General features: G+C 62.9%; 23 protein-coding genes, 1 tRNA gene and 1 pseudogene. 7 read left to right on the top strand and 18 right to left on the bottom strand.

What is annotated here, in order from left to right; translation table 11 throughout:
• Positions 1-149 precede the first annotated feature (149 nt).
• Both FYC77_RS08785 and FYC77_RS08780 read left to right on the top strand, forming a co-directional pair.
• Entirely contained in the window at positions 150-578 is a 429-nt protein-coding gene (locus FYC77_RS08785; protein WP_149081127.1) for a fluoride efflux transporter FluC, read from the top strand.
• Positions 578-997: a fluoride efflux transporter FluC gene (locus FYC77_RS08780; RefSeq protein ID WP_149081209.1), complete on the top strand. Its 420-nt coding sequence runs from the start codon at positions 578-580 to the stop codon at positions 995-997. The genes FYC77_RS08785 and FYC77_RS08780 overlap by 1 nt, the downstream gene beginning before the upstream one ends.
• A 17-nt stretch (positions 998-1,014) precedes the next feature.
• Here FYC77_RS08780 and FYC77_RS08775 read toward each other — a convergent pair whose 3' ends face one another.
• Both FYC77_RS08775 and FYC77_RS08770 read right to left on the bottom strand, forming a co-directional pair.
• On the bottom strand, positions 1,015-1,488 hold the full coding sequence (locus tag FYC77_RS08775) for a hypothetical protein (protein WP_149081126.1): 474 nt from the start codon (positions 1,486-1,488) through the stop codon (positions 1,015-1,017).
• A 41-nt stretch (positions 1,489-1,529) separates the two neighbouring features.
• Positions 1,530-1,713 (bottom strand): annotated as a pseudogene (locus tag FYC77_RS08770) (universal stress protein); the annotation flags it as partial.
• 65 nt (positions 1,714-1,778) lie between these two features.
• Here FYC77_RS08770 and FYC77_RS08765 point away from each other — a divergent pair.
• Both FYC77_RS08765 and FYC77_RS08760 read left to right on the top strand, forming a co-directional pair.
• A complete protein-coding gene (locus FYC77_RS08765) occupies positions 1,779-2,348 on the top strand; it encodes a magnesium transporter (protein ID WP_149081125.1) in 570 nt (189 codons plus the stop codon).
• Positions 2,348-2,929, top strand: a complete 582-nt coding sequence (locus tag FYC77_RS08760) for a magnesium transporter (RefSeq protein ID WP_149081124.1) — start codon at positions 2,348-2,350, stop codon at positions 2,927-2,929. The genes FYC77_RS08765 and FYC77_RS08760 overlap by 1 nt, the downstream gene beginning before the upstream one ends.
• 119 nt (positions 2,930-3,048) lie before the next feature.
• Here FYC77_RS08760 and FYC77_RS20665 read toward each other — a convergent pair whose 3' ends face one another.
• Together FYC77_RS20665 and FYC77_RS20660 are read right to left on the bottom strand one after the other, a co-directional pair.
• Positions 3,049-3,255, bottom strand: coding sequence for a hypothetical protein (locus tag FYC77_RS20665; RefSeq protein ID WP_238386861.1), 207 nt, complete (start codon positions 3,253-3,255; stop codon positions 3,049-3,051).
• Between the two features lie 2 nt (positions 3,256-3,257).
• Complete coding sequence (locus tag FYC77_RS20660) at positions 3,258-3,656, bottom strand: hypothetical protein (RefSeq protein ID WP_238386859.1); 399 nt, start codon at positions 3,654-3,656, stop codon at positions 3,258-3,260.
• Between the two features lie 243 nt (positions 3,657-3,899).
• On the opposite strand from FYC77_RS20660, the gene FYC77_RS08750 reads away from it, so the two are divergent.
• Complete coding sequence (locus FYC77_RS08750; protein ID WP_149081123.1) at positions 3,900-4,754, top strand: proline dehydrogenase family protein; 855 nt, start codon at positions 3,900-3,902, stop codon at positions 4,752-4,754.
• 62 nt (positions 4,755-4,816) lie between these two features.
• On the opposite strand, the gene FYC77_RS08745 is transcribed toward FYC77_RS08750, so the two are convergent.
• Complete coding sequence (locus tag FYC77_RS08745) at positions 4,817-5,245, bottom strand: type II toxin-antitoxin system VapC family toxin (RefSeq protein ID WP_149081122.1); 429 nt, start codon at positions 5,243-5,245, stop codon at positions 4,817-4,819.
• Complete coding sequence (locus FYC77_RS08740; RefSeq protein ID WP_149081121.1) at positions 5,245-5,514, bottom strand: AbrB/MazE/SpoVT family DNA-binding domain-containing protein; 270 nt, start codon at positions 5,512-5,514, stop codon at positions 5,245-5,247. The genes FYC77_RS08745 and FYC77_RS08740 overlap by 1 nt, the downstream gene beginning before the upstream one ends.
• 230 nt (positions 5,515-5,744) lie before the next feature.
• Here FYC77_RS08740 and FYC77_RS08735 point away from each other — a divergent pair, with 230 nt between their 5' ends.
• On the top strand, positions 5,745-6,071 hold the full coding sequence (locus tag FYC77_RS08735; RefSeq protein WP_149081120.1) for a hypothetical protein: 327 nt from the start codon (positions 5,745-5,747) through the stop codon (positions 6,069-6,071).
• 264 nt (positions 6,072-6,335) lie between these two features.
• Here FYC77_RS08735 and FYC77_RS08730 read toward each other — a convergent pair whose 3' ends face one another.
• From FYC77_RS08730 to FYC77_RS08715, 4 genes are all read right to left on the bottom strand, one after another.
• Positions 6,336-7,352 (bottom strand): GNAT family N-acetyltransferase, encoded by a 1,017-nt coding sequence (locus tag FYC77_RS08730; RefSeq protein ID WP_149081119.1) that lies wholly within the window; start codon positions 7,350-7,352, stop codon positions 6,336-6,338.
• Positions 7,353-7,442: 90 nt separating this feature from the next.
• Positions 7,443-8,729 carry a glycoside hydrolase family protein gene (locus tag FYC77_RS08725; RefSeq protein WP_202911798.1) on the bottom strand — a complete coding sequence of 429 codons (1,287 nt, stop codon included), beginning with the start codon at positions 8,727-8,729 and terminating at the stop codon, positions 7,443-7,445.
• Positions 8,726-9,952, bottom strand: coding sequence for an ATP-grasp domain-containing protein (locus tag FYC77_RS08720; RefSeq protein WP_202911797.1), 1,227 nt, complete (start codon positions 9,950-9,952; stop codon positions 8,726-8,728). Before FYC77_RS08720 ends, FYC77_RS08725 begins: the two co-directional genes overlap by 4 nt.
• 187 nt (positions 9,953-10,139) lie before the next feature.
• Positions 10,140-11,348, bottom strand: a complete 1,209-nt coding sequence (locus FYC77_RS08715) for a potassium channel family protein (protein WP_149081118.1) — start codon at positions 11,346-11,348, stop codon at positions 10,140-10,142.
• A 131-nt stretch (positions 11,349-11,479) separates the two neighbouring features.
• On the opposite strand from FYC77_RS08715, the gene serS reads away from it, so the two are divergent.
• Positions 11,480-12,859 (top strand): serine--tRNA ligase, encoded by a 1,380-nt coding sequence (gene serS / locus FYC77_RS08710; protein ID WP_149081117.1) that lies wholly within the window; start codon positions 11,480-11,482, stop codon positions 12,857-12,859.
• A gap of 67 nt (positions 12,860-12,926) precedes the next feature.
• On the opposite strand, the gene FYC77_RS08705 is transcribed toward serS, so the two are convergent.
• The 8 genes from FYC77_RS08705 to FYC77_RS08670 form a co-directional block, all read right to left on the bottom strand.
• Positions 12,927-13,457, bottom strand: coding sequence for a hypothetical protein (locus tag FYC77_RS08705; protein WP_149081116.1), 531 nt, complete (start codon positions 13,455-13,457; stop codon positions 12,927-12,929).
• Positions 13,458-13,777: 320 nt separating this feature from the next.
• On the bottom strand, positions 13,778-14,980 hold the full coding sequence (cofG, locus tag FYC77_RS08700) for a 7,8-didemethyl-8-hydroxy-5-deazariboflavin synthase subunit CofG (RefSeq protein WP_149081115.1): 1,203 nt from the start codon (positions 14,978-14,980) through the stop codon (positions 13,778-13,780).
• 112 nt (positions 14,981-15,092) lie between these two features.
• The gene (locus tag FYC77_RS08695) at positions 15,093-15,362 is read right to left on the bottom strand and encodes a hypothetical protein (RefSeq protein ID WP_149081114.1); all 270 of its coding nucleotides are present in this window, start codon (positions 15,360-15,362) and stop codon (positions 15,093-15,095) included.
• Positions 15,363-15,476: 114 nt separating this feature from the next.
• Positions 15,477-16,109 carry a YdbT family protein gene (locus FYC77_RS08690; RefSeq protein WP_149081113.1) on the bottom strand — a complete coding sequence of 211 codons (633 nt, stop codon included), beginning with the start codon at positions 16,107-16,109 and terminating at the stop codon, positions 15,477-15,479.
• An 846-nt stretch (positions 16,110-16,955) separates the two neighbouring features.
• The gene (locus tag FYC77_RS08685; protein ID WP_149081112.1) at positions 16,956-17,651 is read right to left on the bottom strand and encodes a hypothetical protein; all 696 of its coding nucleotides are present in this window, start codon (positions 17,649-17,651) and stop codon (positions 16,956-16,958) included.
• Positions 17,652-18,038: 387 nt separating this feature from the next.
• The gene (locus tag FYC77_RS08680) at positions 18,039-18,545 is read right to left on the bottom strand and encodes a DedA family protein (RefSeq protein WP_149081111.1); all 507 of its coding nucleotides are present in this window, start codon (positions 18,543-18,545) and stop codon (positions 18,039-18,041) included.
• A gap of 83 nt (positions 18,546-18,628) precedes the next feature.
• The gene (locus FYC77_RS08675; RefSeq protein WP_238386857.1) at positions 18,629-19,579 is read right to left on the bottom strand and encodes a phosphatase PAP2 family protein; all 951 of its coding nucleotides are present in this window, start codon (positions 19,577-19,579) and stop codon (positions 18,629-18,631) included.
• A 462-nt stretch (positions 19,580-20,041) separates the two neighbouring features.
• A tRNA-Ile gene (locus FYC77_RS08670) sits at positions 20,042-20,115 on the bottom strand.

Genomic DNA, 20,115 nt, shown 5'->3' with positions numbered 1-20,115 from the left:
GGGTTCCTCGAGAACCCTGCGATATCCGGGCGATGGGGCCCGCCCGACCCAACTGCCGACTTCCTCTGTGGCGAGACGTCCCGTCGGTGTCGCCACGTCGACGTCTCGACGACCGCGAGGGCGGCTGACGGTCCCTGTGACCACCAGCCATGGCAGACGACCACCCCCTCGTTCGACTCGAGACGCTCGCACTGATCGCTATCGGCGGCTTCGCCGGTGCTAACCTCCGGTTTTTCGCACTCGGCGTCTTTCCTGACGTTCTGGCCGTCTTGCTCGTCAACATCCTCGGCAGTTTCGCACTCGGATTCTTCGTCTACGAGGCCCAGTACACCGGCCTCGTCGACCGAACGTCCCGCATCGTCTTTACGACCGGATTCCTCTCCTCGCTGACCACCTACAGCACGTTCGCGATCCAGACCGGGATCACCGCGGGTCCCGCGGAACCGCTCGTACTCGTCGCTATCGTCCTGGGTAACTACGGGCTCGGGTTCGCGGGCGTCCTCGCGAGTCGAACGCTCGCACGCCGGGTAACCGGCGGCTCGACCGCGACTGCGGAAAACGGCGGTGAGACGGCGTGATCTCCGGTGTCGGCGCTGCCCTCGTGGCTCTCCCGCTTCTCTCGGAGTTCGTCGCGTTCGATCCCGAACCCGCCCACGTCGTCGGCACCGGCGGCGCCATCGGTGCCGTGTTGCGCCACGGGATCTATCTCCACCTCTCGAGCGAGCGATTCCCGTGGCCGACGCTCGCGGTGAACGTGATCGGCAGCTTCGTCTTCGCGCTGGCGATCTTCGCCGGCGCTGGCGAGTCGACCATCCAGTTGCTCGGGATCGGCGCCTGTGGCGCGTTCACGACGTTCTCCTCGTTTTCCGTCGAGACGGTCCAGCTGTACGAACGCGGTGACCGCCGGCTCGCGGTCGTAAACGCGGCGGGCAACCTCGTCCTCTCGCTCGCCGGAATCGGTGTCGCCTGGCTCGTCGTCGCCGTTGTCTCGCTCTGAGCGCTCTCTCGAGGAGGTTATCTGGCCGACCGATCGTCGCACGTGAACTCGATCGCCTCGAGGCCGGACGGATCGCTCGGACACGGGGTGATCGATTGCTCGCTGATCTCGCCGTCGTCGTCGATCGTGACGCGTCGACAGAGTTCGCCGTCGTCGTGGACCGCTGTGGCGTCGATCTCCCAGCTCTCCCACTCCGATTCGCCGTCCAGTCGGGCCGACAGCCGGTAACTCGGGACGTCGACTGGCCAGGTGCAGCCGATCTGGATGGTGCCGGGAACGGTCCCGTCCGCGGGTGGAACCGTCTCTGTCGCCCAGTGGACCAGTGTGCCGTCCGCTTCGACGAGGAGATTGACGGCGCGTTCGTCGTCCGCTTCGTTCGCGAGCACCAGCTGGCGGAGGGAAACCGTCTGGTCGAGCATCGTACACCCGGCGAGTCCGCCGAGGGCACCGACGCCGAGGACGCCGAGGACCGAGCGGCGCGATACGCTCATTTTCGCTGACTAGACGCCGGGCCGTAATTTCGTTAACGATCTCACGGACGAACGACCGTCACCGGCACGAGCGAGCGCCGAACGACCCCCTCCGCGACGCTCCCGAGGAGGTAGCGTGCGATTCCCTCGTCCATGACTGCCGATGACGACGTGGTCGACGTCGCCTTCCTCGGCGTAGTCGACGATCGTTCGCGTCGGCTCGCCAGCGACGAGTTCGGTTTCGAGCGTCTCCTCGCACTAACGTGGGATCGTCCCGGTAAACTTAACAGTCGACTGGATGATTCACCCGTATGAGCGTTCGGCGTGACTTCTGGTCGATCTATCGGGAGGCGATACCGGTCTTGCTCGTCGCACTCGGCGGCGGACTGTTCGCCGGACTGGTACTCGAGGGGATGATCGAGAGCGTCGAGCGATTTCCCGGCCTACTCGTGATGATTCCCGTGTTTTTGGCCACGCGAGGAAACGTCTACGGCGCACTCGGCGGACGTATCGCGAGCGGCCTCCACCAGGGGCTGATCGAACCGCGCTTTAGGTGGGACGACCGACTCGTCAACGCCGTCCTCGCCTCGTTCGTCAACGGGATCGGTATCTCGATCGTCATCGGCGTCGTCACCTGGCTCGCCCTCCTGATACTCGGCTGGGAGGTCGCGGCGCTGTACGAACTCGTCGCCATTATGTTGGTCGCCGGCGCGTTGACGTCGGTCGTGTTGATCTTCGGCTTGCTCACGCTGATCTTCGCCGGCTACACGTACGGCTACGACCCCGACAACCTCGTCGGACCGATCGTGACGACGCTCGGTGATATCTTCGGCATGGTGTTCATGCTGTTCGCGATCGGGTTCGTCGAGGTGATCGTCTGATGGTCGTCGGCGGCGGCGGCTCGCTTGGCACGTGGAACTGGAAGCGCATCGTCGGGAACATGTTCCCGTTGCTGATCGTCCTCTCGATCATCGTCCTCTGGGCTGGCATCACTCTCGAGGGCGCCGAGGAGATGCTCAACCAGTACGCGATCCTCGCCGTGATGGTGCCGACGATGGTCGACATGGGCGGCAACCTCGGTGCGATCTTGAGTTCGCGGCTCTCGACGCGCTTTCACCTGGGGACGACCGAACTCGATCCGTCCGATCGAGTGCTGTGGGCGAACGTCGCGGCCATCCTCGCGCTCGCGGCGACGATCTTTTCGGCGCTCGCAGTCGGCGCGTACGGGCTCGGTATCGTCATCGGTTCGCCGCTCCCGCTCTCGCAGTTGCTCGTGATCTCGCTGGTCAGCGGGATGTCCGTCGCCGTCATCGCGATCGTCTTCAGTTTTCTAGCGACCTACGGCTCCTACCGACTGGGGATCGACCCTGACGACACCACGATTCCGATCGTCACCAACGTCGTCGACGTCTTCGGAATGGTGATCTTCATCGGCGTCTCGGCGCTCGTTCTCGGCTTTTGAACGCTCGTGGGCCCCGCTCGAGGTCGGCTCCAGACCGGGAGATCCATCCGATTTAGACGAGTCGAAACAGGCTCTCCCTCGAGAACGCGCCGGGTTCCGGCCGTCTCGCGACCGCCCGATCAGCGTCCCGTCTCGAGGACGTCACAGCGCTCGACGGCAATCGTCGGCGAACACAGGAAGAGATCGAGCGTTCGCGACTCGACGAAAAACTCGTCTAGGGGCCGTTTCGGAACGGTTTCGCCGGGAACGCGAATTTCGAGTCCCGTCCGATCCGCGAAGTCGGCCAGTTCACCCGTCTCGTCGAACGTGTTGAAATCGCCCGTCACGATCACGTCCCGCCCGTCGGCCTGGCTGGCGACCAGCTCGGCGAGTTCGCGGAGCTGACGTCCCTACTCCGGGCACCAAGCGAGAGGTGGACGGCGAACAAGACCGCGTCGGCGGCGAGGTCGACCTCGAGGACGAGGCGCTTTCGACCTGCTGAGAGATAGTGTGCCGTCGTCGGTCGATCCGACCGCGAGAGAACAGCGTTCGCGAGGTGGCCGAAAAACGGCACCGACTCGACGAGCCCGCCGTTGCTGTACTTGTTGGCGACGCCGCCGCCGTAGGAAAGTCCGCGTTCCCGGAGTGACTCGAGGAGAGTTCGAAACTGGCAGTCGGTGACGGTCCGATGTGAGCCCCGATCGATCTCGAGGAGCGACACCACGTCGGGGCGTTCGCGATCGATCACCGACGCGAGTTGCTCGAGTTTCCGGCGCTCGACCTCGGCATCGCCGAGAACCGATCCGATCGGTGGCGGGACGTAGCCACCGAGGACGTTCCCGTATCCGAGCAGATAAATTTTTCTTCGTGTGGATTGTTTACATCTCTCATAGATCGCGGGATGGTGCCGAGACGATGAGCACCGAGGACCACCGAGACGGCGACCCCGAAACGACACCCTAACTAACCGCTCGAGGGTGGTCCGTCCGCTATGATCCCGCCCGTCGCGAACCGTTTCGTCGCTGGCGAGAGAGCGATCGAAGCGCTCGAGTACGCACGCCGGCTCGACCGCGACGGAGTCGTCCCACTGGTGAACCTGCTTGGCTCTCACCACGACGACAGGGCGAGCGTCCGCGCCGACGCCGCTGAGTATCGCGCGCTCGCCGACCGCCTCGCCACGCTCGAGGGTGAGGCCGCGATTTCGGTCAAACCGACCCAGCTCGGACTCGATCTCGATGACTCCGTCTTTCGAGGCGAACTCGAGCGGATCGTCTCACGCGGCCGCGACCGCGACGTCTTCGTCTGGCTCGACATGGAAGAACACGGAACTGTCGAGGCGACGCTCGAGGCGACCGTCGACCTCGCCGCGGCGTACGGGGACGGAATCGGCGTTTGCCTGCAGGCTGACCTCTATCGCACTCGAGAGGACTTCGATCGACTCGCCGACACCGACGCAGCCCTGCGACTCGTCAAGGGTGGTGCCTACCCCCGGCCGGAGGCGATCGCGTACACCGATCCTGATCGGCGAGATCGCGCGTACCGAACCCTCCTCGAGCGGGCGTTCAGACGGCGTGGAGACGCCATCGCCGTCGCGACTCACGACCCCGCGATGATCGACCACGCACAGAGGCTGGCCCGCCGACACGATACCGACTTCCAGATTCAGATGTTGATGGGCGTCCGACCGGCCGCCCAGCGCGACCTGGCACGCGAACACGACGTCGCACAGTTCGTCCCCTACGGCGAGCGCTGGAAGCGATGGGTCCTCAATCGAGGAAGGCGAAACGTCGGATTAGCCGCTCGAGCGGTGGGTGGGACGGTTATTCCCGGGAATCGTGTGTCGTGACGTCCTGGTTCATCGCCGGCTACAGTCCATCGGTCGAGGTGACTACATCGCTGCGAACGCCATCACCCGAACGGATTATGTGGAGTGTCCAACCGAGTAATTCCGTCCACGGCATCGAAGTCGTCGTCGAACGAATAGACGTATTCGATTCCTTCACGTTCCATGTACGCGACGATCGATGCGTCGCCGAATGAGAGTCCCTCATGGGTTTCGAATAGCTCGAGTGCTCGCAGGAAGTCCTTCTGTGCTGTGTGGTGGATCTCGAATCCGGCCGATTCGTTCAGGCGAGCGTAGGTCTCGTGTGCTTTCTCGTGACGGTGGCGGCTGTGGATCCAGTTCAACGTCTCGAGGATGACGTAGTCGATCACACGTCCCACCGGGAGGTCACCGTGGTCCATCGCTCGAACGATCTCCGTCGCGGGGGCGTGGTTCCGGTCGTCGGCATCGACCATCCCGACGAGAACCGCCGTATCGACGGCCGCGACTCGCATTACGAATCCTCCGAGCGCGCGGAGTCGGATTCGTGACCTGCCAGATCGTGCGTTTCTAGCCCATCGCCGCCCATCGAAACGGGATCGAAATCGTCGAACGCACCGTGTCGCTGCTTGACGACTTCCACCGTAAGGTTCCCGTCCTCGTCGAGGTCCCACCGAATTTTGTCGCCCGCCTCGATGTCGAGACGCCGGCGCAACGATGCCGGAATCGTGACCATCCCTCGATCGCTGACGGTCGTCGACTCGGGGACGTTCTCGGCTGCCATAGTTAACTTATGGGCCGCTGTGCAATACATGTTGGGCTGCATGTGGCCCACGTTTCGTGAGCGAATCAAGACTGGTGGGTACTCGAGCGGTGGGCGAGACGGTGATTCCCGGCAATCGAGTGTCGTGATGGTTCAAGGTGAGTTCGTCGATCCGCTTTCACACAGCGCATTCTTCGAGAGTTACGGGTCGGAAACTATATGTGAACGTGTAGTCACCACCGACGTGTCTCGTGTCAACCGACCGATCAGCGACGGAACGAGTGAAAACGAGATTGTTCAGAGAACCCGACGGGATCTGGACGGGACTGAGCTACATTGCTGTCAGCCTTCCCTTTTTTGCTCTGTACGTCTATTTTGGTTTGGGCTACGGTCTCGGGAATACGGCGCTTCTCCTCGGGATACTGTGGATATTGCAGGGAGTCCCGGAACTACTCCCCGAACGTCACCAGCGAGCGGCTGGGATCCTTCGAATCGTGGTGATAGCGTACGCCCTTATCCTGATACTCTTCTTCCTCGTCCAGATCTCGGACGGTGGTGTAGAACAACTATTCTCGTAGCCTGATGATCGACCTCGTCAATGTCAGCAACACATTCGAGCAGCGGACGGTAAAATCGAGAGACTCGAGCCGGTGGACGAATACACAGCCGACGGCGAGCCCCAAATCCGAATCGCCGACGAAGTCGGCGGGGACTCGACGAGAACGGGTGGGTACGTCTCGAACGTGAGAGACGGATGCGATCATCACGACGGACGAAATCATCCGCGATGCGGGAATCGAGACGGTCTGGAACTAACCAATGGTGCGGATTGACCGCCGACTTCAGGACTCGAGCCGTCTCGAGATCGTCCGCCCGGCGTTCAATACCGGCAGGGCGGGCGCGGGGTGGCCGCGCTCGTAGACGAGAAGGGGGATCGTCTCGGCCCCGAAGTACTCCTTGAACCGGAAGACGCCGTTTCGGAAATCCGGCGGCGATCCGCGCAGTTCGTAGGTGTCGTAGCCCTCCTCGATTCCCCACTTGATCGCGTGTTCGTGGAGCAACTCCGGGGCGTGGTACTCGAAGTGGTCCTCCGTAACGGCCGTAAAGAGGTGCTGGAGCGTCGACTGTTCGTCGTCTAACAGGTACATGTACCTGCCCTGCGTTCCGCCGTCGACACGGAGCGAGAACACCACGATCCGGTCGTCGAACTCGTGTAGCTCCCTGAAAAAGGATCGCGGATGCGTCGGCAGGCCGACGCGGTCGGCCACCGCCGCGTAATCGTGGTAGAACTCCTCGAGTGTTCGCCCGTCGAGATCCTCCTCGACGACCTCGAAGTCGGAGTCGTGGCCGCGTCTGATCCCCCGCCTGCGTTCTCCGTCCATCTCGGAGAACAGCGTCTCCCAGCCACGCGAGAGATCCAGCGTGAATCGGCAGGTGAGGATCGTCGGTCGGTACCCCTTGGCCTCGAGCAGTTCGTGATAGCGGACGTAGTTCTGGTCGTACGCCCTGATCTCGTCGAAGAGGATCCGCCCCGTGCACAGCTCCTCGACGGCGTCGAGGAGCAACTCGAGTGCCTCCTCCTCGTCGGTCATCGTGACCGGCCCACCGTAGCCGGGCCTGATCGAACTCAGCCGGTTGATCCGCCCGAGGTCGGTGACGAAGTTCGGGAAGACGGCGATCGGGTTCCCGCGTTTCGAGACGACGAGGTGTTTTGGCTCGTGAGGGAGTCCCTCCTCGACTGCCCGAAGCCACTCGTAGCGATGATAGACGCAGCTGAGATCCGACTGGTCGACGACGTTGTTCCACTGATTTCGGTTGACCGTCTCGATACTGTCTACGTGACGAACGTCGAGCCCCATCTAGTGCGGGCGGTTCGAGAGACGACACCATAATTACGAACTGGCTTCCCAGCGTACAGTCGCCTTACTGGCCTCGAGCCAGTGGGCGAACTACGCCCGCTCGAGTTCGTACCGGCGCCGGAGATACCGCGAGAGCGAAAACGCCATCCAACCCTGACACCACCGCATCAGGGTAAAGCGCTTCGTGTACAACCGGCGTTTCTGGTAGTAGAACCGGCCGCCGCCGGCGTGTAGTTCCTCGCGCGTCCAGTCGACGATCCGGCGGGCGAACTCGAGGTCGCCCAGTTCGGCAAAGAGGACGATCCCCTGTGCGGCCGCGTGGACGTCTCTTGGGTAGGTACTCGACTCGTCCCACCGCGGCGCGGGGCCGTCGAACAGCCGCTCGCGGTAGAACTCGAGACCGCGCTCGAGGGTTACGGCGTAGCGGTCGTCGCCGGTCACCTCACGGTAGCGCAGGAACGACTCGAGGATGAACCCGTTGTGGAAGTTGTCCATCGACAGGTGAGAGGCGGTGGGCGGATCGGTGTACATCCAGCCGCCGACGGCCGTCTGCGTGCTCGCGACGTAGTCGAGGATCGCCGTCGCCGCCTCGAGCGATCGCTGATCGTCGAAGCGGTCCGCCAACTCGAGCAAGAGGCGGGCCCCGATCGCGTTCGCATTCAACGTATACGACTCGCCCCCGCCCGCTGAGCCGTCCCGCGAGGCGGTGTAGTTGATCCGCGCGCCCTCGTCGATGTCGGTGTACTCGAGGTCACGGAGGACGAACGCGCGGGCGGTCCGTGCGACGTCGGCGTACCGGGGTTCGGCGAGGACGTCGGCCCCTCGCAGGAGCGCCCGAACGGCGTACGTCGTCGATACGACCCCGGAGACTTCCCCCGGCGTCGAGGCGGTCGCACTCGAGAGGTCCTGCAGTGGGTGGCGGTGGCCGCCACCGCCGAAGCCCGAACACCAGTCGTTCGACTCGGCGAGCAGCCACTCGAGTAGTTCCTCGGCGTCGCCGGCGTACTCGGCTTCGCCGGTCAGCGCGTAGAGTTCGAGGTTCGCGAGGGCGAACAGGGCCGCCCCCTTGTAGTTTCGCCGCTGTCCGACGAGAAACAGCGGCCGGAGGTTGACTGGCGCGCGCTTGATCGTCTCCTGGACGGCGAGGTTCAGGTACCTGTGTTCGAACGGAAGCGACCGAACGAGGGCGCTGCTGAGCCCGTCCGCGTAGTCCCAGCCGGTGTACTCGCGCTCGCTCGCGTAGCGGAGCGCGTCTCGACAGAGCCAGTAGTACGGGTCCGACTCGAGTGTCTCCAGACTCCCGGAATCGACTCGCTCGCCGCCGGAGTCGTGATCCGCCGACCGGCCCAGCCGAGGGAGACTCGAGAACCGGCTCACGCCTCGACCCCCTTCCGTTCGTCCCGCACGGTTGATACAGTATCGCTCGTCGGGGACGAAACGTCGATAGTCGGAAGCTTCGCCAGAAGCGACACCGGTGGAACCAGCCAGGCACCCAGATCTCGGTGGTCGACGTCCCAGGCCGCGGTTCGCCTGCAGACGGTCGCCGCGTACTCAGCGGGGGAGGCCTCTTCTCGATTCTCGAGTTGGAACTGCAACTCGCGGAGTGGAAACACCATCTCGCCGCGCTCGGCCGGTGAGCCGACCGGCGTCTCGACCGCCAGATCGAGACGATCCGCGACGATCGTCGAGGCGAACCGGTAGCCAAATCGGCTGGCCAGTGCGTAGGACGCCCAGAACTTCGGGTTGATCTCCATGAGGACGAACGTTCCGTCGGCGCGGCGCTTGAACTCGACGAGGGCGACGCCGTCCCAGCCGATCGTCGTGAGCAGGCGCGTGGCGTCTCGAGCGACCGATTCCTCGGACTCGAGGCGGAGATGAGTTCCGCTCCCGCCGTGACGTGGCACCGACCGAACCTCCTCGTGAACGCACGTCAGTTCGACCGCGTTGTCGAAACAGAGCACGCCACAGCCGTACGTCGAATCCGAGCCATCGACGTACTCCTGGACGAGAACGTCACCGCGTGGCGCGGCCGCCGCGATCCGGTCGTAGCTCTCCCAGAACGCCTCGGGATCGGAAACGGGTGACGTGGTCGCCGAGCCGTTCTCCCGACGCGCCTTGAGAAACACCGGAAACGGGAGGTGATCCGAGACGTCCGGCCGACCGTCGGCCGCGAGATCTGCGACGCGTCTCGAGTAGTCGACCGGTGTCTCGATCCCGAGTTGACTCCCCTGTTGGAGCGTCTCCGCCTTGTCGACGGCGGCCCGGAACGAGTCCGACGGCGGGAGACACAGCGAGACGTCCTCGGGGATCGCCGACCGGATCCCGTCGACGCTCGCCATCGATTCGTAGCCGACCGGCAAGACCACGTCGGGGCGAGCCGAACGAATCACCCCGGCCACCGCGTCGGCGTAGGCCGGATCGTCCGACGGCGGGACGACCGCGCCGTAATCGCAGTACGTCGACCGAAGAAGCCGGCTGTGTCGCGTCGTCCCCGTTCCAACCACCGTTGCGTCGAGATCCTCGGTCAACTCCCTCGCGATCACCAGCGACGTATCGTAATCGCCGTCGAGGACCAGTACCGACGGCCCGTCCGAATCCATGACAGTGGCCCCTCCAAGGAGGATGAAAAGTATCCGATCGCTATGAGGCTCGTCCCGGAGTTACGTCTCTCCTACGGCACGAATGGTCACCGTTTTCGCCGGCTTCTGACCGCACCGTCGAGTCGAGAGCCGGTAAATCTCTCACTCGAGTGCACCGGTGGCGACGGCCGAACGGGACCGACGACGATCACGCCGCCGAGAGCGCGTCGAACGCCTCGCCGGCCGTCCGAGTCCCTTTCGAGATGAGGACGTCACCGGCCTGGAGTTCGACGTCCGAGTCGCCGACCAGTAGCCAGCCGTCGCCCGGCCGGCGGATGGCGATTACCGACATAGTCGATTCCGCGTCGGGGACGCCGCCGGTCACCGCGGTGCCGTCGAGTTCGCTTCCCGCTTCGACTTCGACGCTCGTGATGATCTCGTCGCTTTCCTGGACTGCAAGCTGGACGACCGGGTGAACGTCGAGGTCGCGAAGCACGCCCTCGGTGATGTCGACTGCGGCGTCGCTGATCACCTCGGTACTGCTGCCAAGCCGGATCAGCCCGCGTAGCGAGATCGGATCCTCGGCGTCCGCGGCCGCCCGCAGCGTCCAGGCCTCGAATCGCGACTCGAGGGCGTCGACTTCGACCTCGAGGTTTCTCACCTCCTCGGCTAAGTTCTCGCTATCGAACAGCACGCTGCTGTAGGCGAGATCGACCGCGAGTTCCGAGAGGTTCTTCATGTGGACGATGGTGTCGACGGCACGCTCCAGATCAGCGACGTCTGGTGCGTCGACGACTGGCAACTCGTAGGTGTCGCCGGTCAACGACTCGTAGACGCCCTCGATTGCCGGATCCGGGCCGCGGAGGAACGCGACATCCTCCGGTTCGATAGTCGTCTCCGGGCCGGGATTGAGCAACCAGTCGTCGCCCCGGCGGAGCGCGATGACGCGGACGCCGGTCTCGGACTCGAGGTCGATCTCCTCGAGCGTCCGGCCGGCGTGTGCCGAATCGACGTCGACGACGCCCCGGACGAGCGTCTCGGTCGCCTCGGGGAGCGCCGCGCGCATCGCCTCCGGCAGTCCCATCTCCTCTAAGACGATCTTCGCGATGTCGCCGGCAGCGTCGCTGATGTCGTCGGCCGCGGTGACGATGCCCAGCACCGGTGCGAGCTGTTCGGCGTCGCCGGGGTTGCGGACGGCCATCATCAGACTCATCCGCCCTTTGAGTTCGAGGACGTCCATCCGCTCTTCGAGACGAAGCACCTCCCTCGCGAGGTCCTCGTTGCGGTGTAACACCGCCGAATAGGAGAGATCGATCAGCAACTCCGCAGTGTCTTTCATCTCGATGAGGATCTCTTTGACACTCACGGGCTCGTACTCGACCGATACCGACGACGCCTCCCCCTCGAGCGGGTCCATACTCGAAACCAGCGTCCCGCGTCGAAAAAAACGTTTCCCGCGTGGTCCGTCCCCGACGGGGGGATTGCGTGACGCCTCGGAGACGCCGCCTTCCGACACGGTTTTGGCTGGGCGCAGTGAATCCCCGGCAAATGCTCGACCGGACTTACCTGCGCGAGAATCCCGATGAGGTAGGCGACGCCCTCGAGAATCGGGGTGCGGACGTCGACCTCGACGAGATTCTCGAGATCGACGAGCGATGGCGGGAACTCAAAGCCCGCGGCGACGACCTGCGCCACGATCGCAACGAGATCACCCAGCAGATCGGAAAACTGGTCGCCGAGGGAAAAGACGACGAGCGAGAGGAGGCGATCGAACGATCCAGGGAGCTCAAAGACGAAATCGAGGCCGTCGAGGCCGAGGCCGACGAACTTCACGACGAACTCCAGGAACGGCTCCTCGAGGTCCCGAACGTCCCCCACGAGAGCGTTCCCCTCGGGCTCGAAGAGCGTCACAACGTCGAAGACCGACGCTGGGGGTTCGACGACCTGCGCGAACTTCCCGACGACGTCGTCCCCCACTACGAACTCGGCGAAGATCTCGACGTCATCGACGAGGAACGCGCCGCCAAGACCACCGGATCCGGCTTCTACTTCCTCAAAGGCGACGGCGCCCGACTTGAGCACGCGCTGGTCCAGTTCATGATGGATGTCCACCGAGAACAGGGGTACGTCGATCTCTTCCCGCCGATCCCCGTCAAGAGCGCGTCGATGCGAGGGACCGGTCAGCTGCCAAAGTTCGCCGACGACGCTTACCGTCTCGGTGCCAGCAACGACGATTCCTACGAGGAAGAAGATCTCTGGCTCTGTCCCACTGCGGAGGTCCCCGTCACCAACATGTACGCAAACGAGATCCTGTTGAAAGACGATCTTCCGCTCAAACACCAGGCCTATACGCCGAACTTCCGTCGTGAAGCCGGCGAACACGGCACCGAGACTCGCGGTATCGTCCGCGTCCACCAGTTCAACAAGGTCGAACTCGTCAACTTCGTCGAACCCGAGGAGAGTTACGACCGCCTCGAGGGACTCCTCGACGAAGCCGAGGCAGTCCTCCGACGGCTCGGGCTCCCCTACCGCATCCTCGAACTCTGTACCGGCGACCTCACCTTCGCCTCCGCGAAGACCTACGACATCGAGGTCTGGGCACCGGGCGACGACTTCGAGGACGGCCCCGAGGAAGGCGGACGCTGGCTCGAGGTCTCGAGTGCTTCTAACTTCGAGGATTACCAGGCCCGACGCTCCGGGCTCCGATACCGCCCCGAGCGCCACGAGTCGGCGGAGTACCTGCACACCCTGAACGCCTCCGGCCTCGCGCTCCCCCGGGTGATGGTGGCGATCCTCGAGTACTACCAGAACGAAGACGGCACCGTCACGATTCCCGAGGCGCTGCGGCCGTACATGGGCGGAAAAGAAGTCATCGAGGGCCACGAAAAGGTCGGCGAAGCGGCGTTAGGTGCGGGCGAGCGGGAGTGAGACGCGCTCGAGAACTCGCACAACTCTCACGACAGAGTGCGGGCGTAACTGCTGATAATCTTCCGAGTTACCGATCGGCGACTGGTCGGCTATCCGCGTTCCGATCGTCAGGAGCGCTGGCGAGTGTCGCCCGCTCGGCGTCGTCGTACGCTGCCCCGAGCGCGATGAGGAAGCCGACGATCGCGGTCACGACCGCGACCGCGCCGACTGCGACGACGGCGATCGAGAAAATCGCTCCCGAGAGCACCTGTGCCGACGTCAGGAGCGCGATGGCGGTTACGGCGGCGATCAGCGCGAGCAGGCGTCCGAACCGGCCGGTATCGAACCCATCCTCGTGTCCCTCGCTCGTTTCGAACAACTCGTTGATCACTCCCCGGTACTCGGCGTCCGGGCCGACGTTCCCGAGCGAGTGAATCGAGTGAGCGATCCAGAGCCCGGCGGTGAGGTTGAGCAAGGCGACGAACGAGACGAGCCCGATCTCGCCGCCGACGAACAACCCGGCCAGTACGGCGTTTGCGAACGTGATCACCATGATCCCGTGGACGACGAGCGACCGCGTACCGAACTCCTCGAGTGACTGTGCGTGTGCGAGTCTCATACGCTAGACGTTAGTTCCTAACGGGGATAGCGCTGGTCCCTAACGACGATTTCTCGGGCCGGCGAACGAACGATACCCGCCTCGAGACGGGCACTGCGTCCGAGTACTCGAAGATTGTCACGTCCCCACACTCGCGGTCCAATCGTACTGTCGTAGTCAGCCGCTCGAACGAGAGTAGAGACCGCTCACGACGAGCGGGGGATCGTCGGTACGTTTCGGCGGGTGTGCCAAACGTCTCGAAGTCGACCGGGCTGGCGGTCAGAACGGAATCGTCGAGAACGTCGGCTATCGTGCCGATGTAGGCGTTTTTCGTCTCGTCCTCACACGTCCGACTCGAGGACGCCCCGATAGCGCCGTCCCGCCTCGTCGTCCGCCGTCAGCGCCGTCCGGATTGTCGGCGAGATCCACTCGCGTTCCTCACCACTGTTCGAGTTCTCGGCCGACGCGTCGTTCGCCCCGCCGGTCGACGGATCGTCCGTCCCGTCCGCCGGCACGCCCTCGAAGCCGTCGGTTCGCAGATCTGCCGGCAGGAACCGCTCGTACACCGGCAGCCGCTCGCCCAGTGGCACGCCTGCGTGGTCGGCGATCTCCTCGAGTTCCCGCAGGGCCGGCCAGGCGTACTCGGGGTTGATGTGGTCGTCCGTCACGGGTGAGACTCCACCGAGGTCGTCGACCCCGCAGTCGATCAGCTCTCGAGCGGGCGCGAGATTTGGCGGCACCTGTACCGATACCTCCTCGGGTAAGGCGGCGCGGGCCATCGCCGTCACCCGTCGCATCGTCTCCGTGTCGGGGGTTCCGCCGGACCAGCGCTCGTTGTCCACCACCGGCTGGACGATCACTTCCTGGACGTGATCGTACCGGTCGTGTAGCTCACGGATCGCGAGCAGGCTCTCGGCCCGGTCGCGCCACGTCTCGCCGATACCGACGAGAATGCCCGTCGTGAAGGCCACGTCGAGCTTCCCCGCGTTTTCGATCGTCCGCAGCCGCTGAGCCGGCTCCTTCCGACGCGGACCCGCGTGGGCGTCGACCTCGGCCGTCGACTCGAGCATCACGCCCATGCTGGCGTTGACGCCCGCGACCGTCTCCATCTGCTCGATCGTCTGGTCACCCGGGTTCGCGTGTGGCAGCAAGCCTTCCTCGAGAGCGACCTCACAGGCCGCCCGGAGGTAGGTGTGGATCGAGTCGTGGCCCCACTCCTCGAGTTGTGCGTAGATTTCGGTGTAGCGGTCGTCCGGATCGTCACCGAAGGTAAACAGCGCCTCCGTACAGCCAGCATCGGCACCCTGGCGACAGATCTCGCGGACCTCCTCGAGCGAGAGTAACGAGGCCTGTCCCGGCGGGTCGAAGTAGGTACAGTAAGTACAGGTGTACCGACACGCGGTCGTCAACGGGACGAACACGTTCCGCGCGAAGGTAAGTTCCGACGGCGCCTCGACGTCAGCAGGCTCGACGGACAGGAGGTCGTCGACGTCGCTCGGGTGAATCGAAAGGTCGACGCCGTAGTCGGTCACACCGGAGATCATCGTCTCGCAGTGTCGTCGCCGTCCATATAAGCGCTTACTTCTCGGTGCGACGGCCCGAGCGATTCACCTCGGGCTGGCAAGACATTCGGTCGGCGTCGAAGCGCCGTCCGAATCAGGAATCGGGCTCGACGTCGCTACTGAGATTCGCGTCGACGCGAACCTCCGAATCGGTGATCGTCTCGATGTTGTCGGCCGGAACCTCGAGGTCGTCCTCGCCGGCGCTGCCGCGGCCGAGGCTCTGGATCCAGGCGTTCGTGAGGCTCGGCTCGGGGTCGACGTAGGCGACCTGTTCGATCGGATCGATCTCGGTGACGATTCCAATCTGTTCGCCCCTGACGTCCATCAGGAACTTTCCTTCGTCTTCTGTCGAGAGGACCGACATGGTACCCGAACAAGGATTGTTCGTCGCTAAGTAACTATTGATTTCTTTGAAAGAGTGTGTGGAGACTGAACGAGGGGGATGCCGGATTACGCCGCCATTCGACTCGTCGCTGGTTTAGTGGGCCACGTTACCCTGTCGGGCATTGCGTTGTTGCATCCCGCCCATGTCGTCGACTTGCTCCGAGTTCGCGATCTGTTGTTGGATCATCCGGTGTGCTGCTTCCGAATGGGGGATGTTTTTGATCCTCATGCTCCCGGCCCTGCCGATCCCCTGAATGTAGATATCTCCGGTATCGAGGAACTTGTCCCACCGGTCCTGTCTGTAGGAGGCGTCCTTGGCACGGTTGACGGGAAGACTCTCGCTTCTGGTCGTCGATGGCGTCTCCTTGTACTTGACGAACTGTTGGTCCGTAGCCGCGTATTCGATGATGGTATTTTTCAGGTAGTAGTATTTGTAGCCGACCCACCCGATCGGAGCGACGATCCCGACGGCGAGAAACGCGAGAAATCCCCAGAGAATTCCGTCTAACGCACCTATCGCGAAGACTGCGGCGACGATTCCGAAGATGAACATGATGGCGACAGTCTTCAATTTGTGCAAGACGAGGCTCAACCACGCCGTCCGTAAGTCTTGTTTGGCAACCCACTGAACCTCTTCGTCCGGCGGAACCTGGTTTGTCAACCCACGGGATGGCTCCGTCTCTTCTAACGTTTGCTGTGCTTCCCTCATGTCTGGATCAGCTCCCATACCAACATACTCAAACTCCAACATAATATAGCCTATGTAATCATACTGCCAAATAATGGGCGGATCGGGCAAAGCATAGAAACGCCGCCCCCTTCGACAACGGCTCACTGATCGGAATTCCTAAACCGACTCGGTGTGAATTCGATCCTCCCTAATATCTCTGTTATAGATGCTAAAGACCCGTATTTTACCATCCTGTGCTACTGCTCCGACACGATCGGTTGACCGTTGCCGAAATTCTGGAACCCCTTCTATAGGATTACTCCAATGTAACCTACCCACTATACTCGAGGTAAGTGTATGATTCAGAAACTATATTCTCAGAAGCAACTCGAGCCGGCCGGAGTTCGACGACAGTCGGTCGCGATGGGGCGAGACAGCGGCCAGGTTGGGACAGCACCGTGGCTGGACCAGTCTCCGCGAGGGCGGCGGGATAACCAGTGCTAGATCCGAAAGCGAGTCCTGATACGGACCGTTGTCGTCGGTGCCGGTGATCGCTCGGATGAGGTCACCAGTCACCGGTAACACGCGACAAGGATTCATATGAGTGGGTGTCCGAAGCCAACGAACGAGCACGAACTGTCCCGACGGCGTCGACGATGTCGTCTCCCTCGCCACCGACATTACCGTCTACGTAGTCGACGCCGATATCCACGAACCGGGAACGGGTACAGCACGGAACGCTCGATCACGACCACAACTGGGTCGAATCCGCCTCGCCAGCCGACAGACCGTCGCTCGAGGAGGCCGAACAGGAACGCGACTCGAGCGCCAGGTCGGTGACGACGACACAGCGAGTGGCGGAACGTCGACGAGGTCAGCTCTCGCCGCGGTGTCGTTCCCTCCCTACATCTCGTTCCAGCCGTCCGGAAGTCGAGCGCCGAACTCGAAGCGGCCGTTCAACGACTCGTCTTCGTGGCTGTCGATCTCCTCGACGACCGTCAGGATTCCGTCCCGGTCGATGTGAACGAACGGCTCGTCGGTAAACCGCCGACCGTCGAGTTCGCCCGCGATCTCGTCGTCCGCGAGGCGACCGTCCTCGTACAGTCGATAGATGACGTTTCCGAGCCGAATACCGTCGTCACGGGTGAAACCGAACGAATCGGACTCCGCCCACCGCCCCGTCGTGTCCTCGACACCGATCACACGCGTGACGTTGACCTCGAGTCCGTAGTCACGGTACTGGCCGCCACGGAACGTGCCCTGAATCTCGAACCGTTGTGCACCCGTCGCACTGACGTCCCCCTCGGATAGCTCGCCCCCGCTTGCGATCCCGGACAACTCCACCGTCTCGTCGCCGACCGTCATGATCGCCGTCCCCGGATCATCCGGTATCTCGACACCGTCGTGGGGATCTGTCCACCCATCTTCGGACTCGAGTCGAATCGACTCGCCACCACCCTCACCTGCGCTTTCGGCCTCGGTTTGAGTTCCCTCGTCACCGGCTGGATCGCTCGCGTCGGTCCCACCGTTGGCGTTCTCGCCACCGTTTGTGTCGTCGTCGTCGCCGAGACATCCCGCTATGCCGGCGATGCCGACCACACCACACGCTCGTACCAGCGATCGTCTCCCTATCGGTCGATTCGCCGTCGTTCGTCTCGAAAAATCCATACGCAACTCACACACGCAGCGTTCCTAACGTTCAGGTTACTCTCCGTCCATCCCGTAGATTACTCGGTCGTAACCGGTAGGCCCCCCATCGTAACGGTGTGACACGGTCTGTTGTCCGTATGAATTACCTAGACAGAAAATCGAACGCCCCCGACATCGAGTCGTCGAACCCGGCGGTAGAGTCCGATTCGTCGGTTTCCGACGTACTCGAGGCCAGCAGCCTTCATCAGGGACGCACTCGTCTTTCTCAGTGCGGTCTCGAGTCCGTGCGGAGAGCGCCCGATTAGGCGGTTACGGAACATCACTGGCGATCGAATACTAGAATATCGTCCGCACTGCCCCAACCGCGACGGCGACGATGGCCGTGTGATAGATCACCGTCGACGTGAACGCAAAGAACACGAGTGGCGAAACCGGGTAGCGCGCTATCCCTGCTGGGACGAAGATCAGCCCACGGAGATACGGAACGAAGTTCGTGACGAACACACCGATGCCGCCGTACTGCTCGAGCCACCGTTCCGCCTGGTCGATCCGGTCGGGCGGGATGTGTATCCGCGATGACGACTGGATCGACGACAGTCCCTCGCGCCGTGCGAGATAGTAGATGAGCAGTTGGCCGATGACGTAGCCGGCACTCGAAACGAGAACGATACCCGCGGTTTCGATGCGGTTCGCAGAGATTGCCAACACGTATCCGGGCAGAATAACCGATGTCGGGAGCGGTTTCCCGACGAACGCGCCTTTCAACACGAAGACCGCGAACAGGGCTGGAAAGCCCACGTACAGGAGAACGGCAAACAGCACGTCCACAAGCGTCTCGAGCATCGGGGTCTGTACTACTTTGGCTGAGAGAGGATAATACCACCTGTCGACGCGCGCGATTCGAGATGTGGGCGCAAGAGCTCGGTTTAATCGCTCCGTTGTGTCGTCTCGACGTTGACTGTACGCTTACTAAAGGGAAGCTGTGACTGCAATCGTCTGACGAGCGGTCGATCCTCGATCGTAATCGCGACCCACGGAAGCAACAACACCGCGGCAGTGAGCACTGTGTATCCAACGATTTCCCCGAAGAAAGCCACTGGCGTAAACGCCCCGTCAGTGGCTGCAACCCCAACCAGTATCGAGACGAGACGAAGCACCGCGATACCGACGAGGGTGACGGACCCAAGTACCAAGACTGCAGCCCCGCTTTGGGTGGTCGACCGATCCTCGATGTAGTGCCAGCCGACCAAGCCGCCGATCGATGCGCCCAGTGTCAACGTCAGAAAGACACGGGAACCAAGCAGTGCCGCGACAACAGCGATGACGACCGCGAGTGCAAACATCGGGCCAGGCTCGAACAGCCCTTCGTCGCGTGTCCAGACGCCGATGGCAACCAGCGCGAGCCCGAGTGCAACGCCGACGACGACGTCACCGAGATAGTGAACGCCCATCACGACCCGTGAAAACGCGACGATCACGATTACGCTCCCGGCCAGAAGATAGCGTCGGAGGCGGGTACTCCACTCCACCGTCACCGCTAGCGCCCCGTAAAACGCCGAACTGCCCATCGCGTGGGCACTCGGGAACGAATACCCAGGATACCCCTCCGGCGCAAACGCCAATTCCGGACGGGGTAACTGAACGACACCTTTCAGTCCAGCCGACAGGGCCAGGGCCGCGACCCCGACGGCGATCACGAACACTCGGTCCCGGCGGCTCTCGAGCGCGCCAAACCAGTAAATGAGTACACCCAAGACGAGCAACAGCGCGCCGTCACCGAGATGTGTGAGTGCGGCAAACACGGAGGCAAGTGGCTCGACGAGCCCACGAACCCACTCGTTGGTCGACGGATCCCAGAGAAAGACAGATCCCTTCACAGCACGGATACAGGAGGACATACGGTAAAAAGCATATCGGCTTCGAACGTTCTCGAGGGCGACGACACGGTCAGAGCTACCGATGACGGCCTCTCGGAGCGAGTACCCTACCAGCCGCCCGACGCATCTTGATACGGACCGCGATGCGTCGGTTCCGGCCGATCGCAGACCGGCGGACGGTCGACCGGCAATCAGTCATCGCAGGCCGTGTGTGGTATTTGAGCGGTGAGTCTACTCCCGCTCCGGAACTGTATCGAGGGTAATCATCACTCGGACAACCGTTTGACCTAATCGGAATTCCTGGACGGAGGCGACCCACGTTCACAAGCTGAGTGGGCCAACTCGGATTTGAACCGAAAGAAGACGTTCCTGCTCGCTTCGCTCGCGGGCTGTGACTTCTAGGGCTCAAATCCGAGTTGAGTTCCATACCGGTGGCTCGCGAATATGCTCGCCACCAGAATATGGGCCAACTCGGATTTGAACCGAGAGCCTCCACCTTATCAGAGTGGCGCTCAACCTAATTGAGCTATTGGCCC

The sequence above is a fragment of the Natrialba swarupiae genome (assembly GCF_008245225.1).
Classification (GTDB): Archaea; Halobacteriota; Halobacteria; order Halobacteriales; family Natrialbaceae; genus Natrarchaeobius; species Natrarchaeobius swarupiae.
Note: the sequence above shows the minus strand (reverse complement) of the source record. Positions and strands in the feature narration are given on the sequence as shown.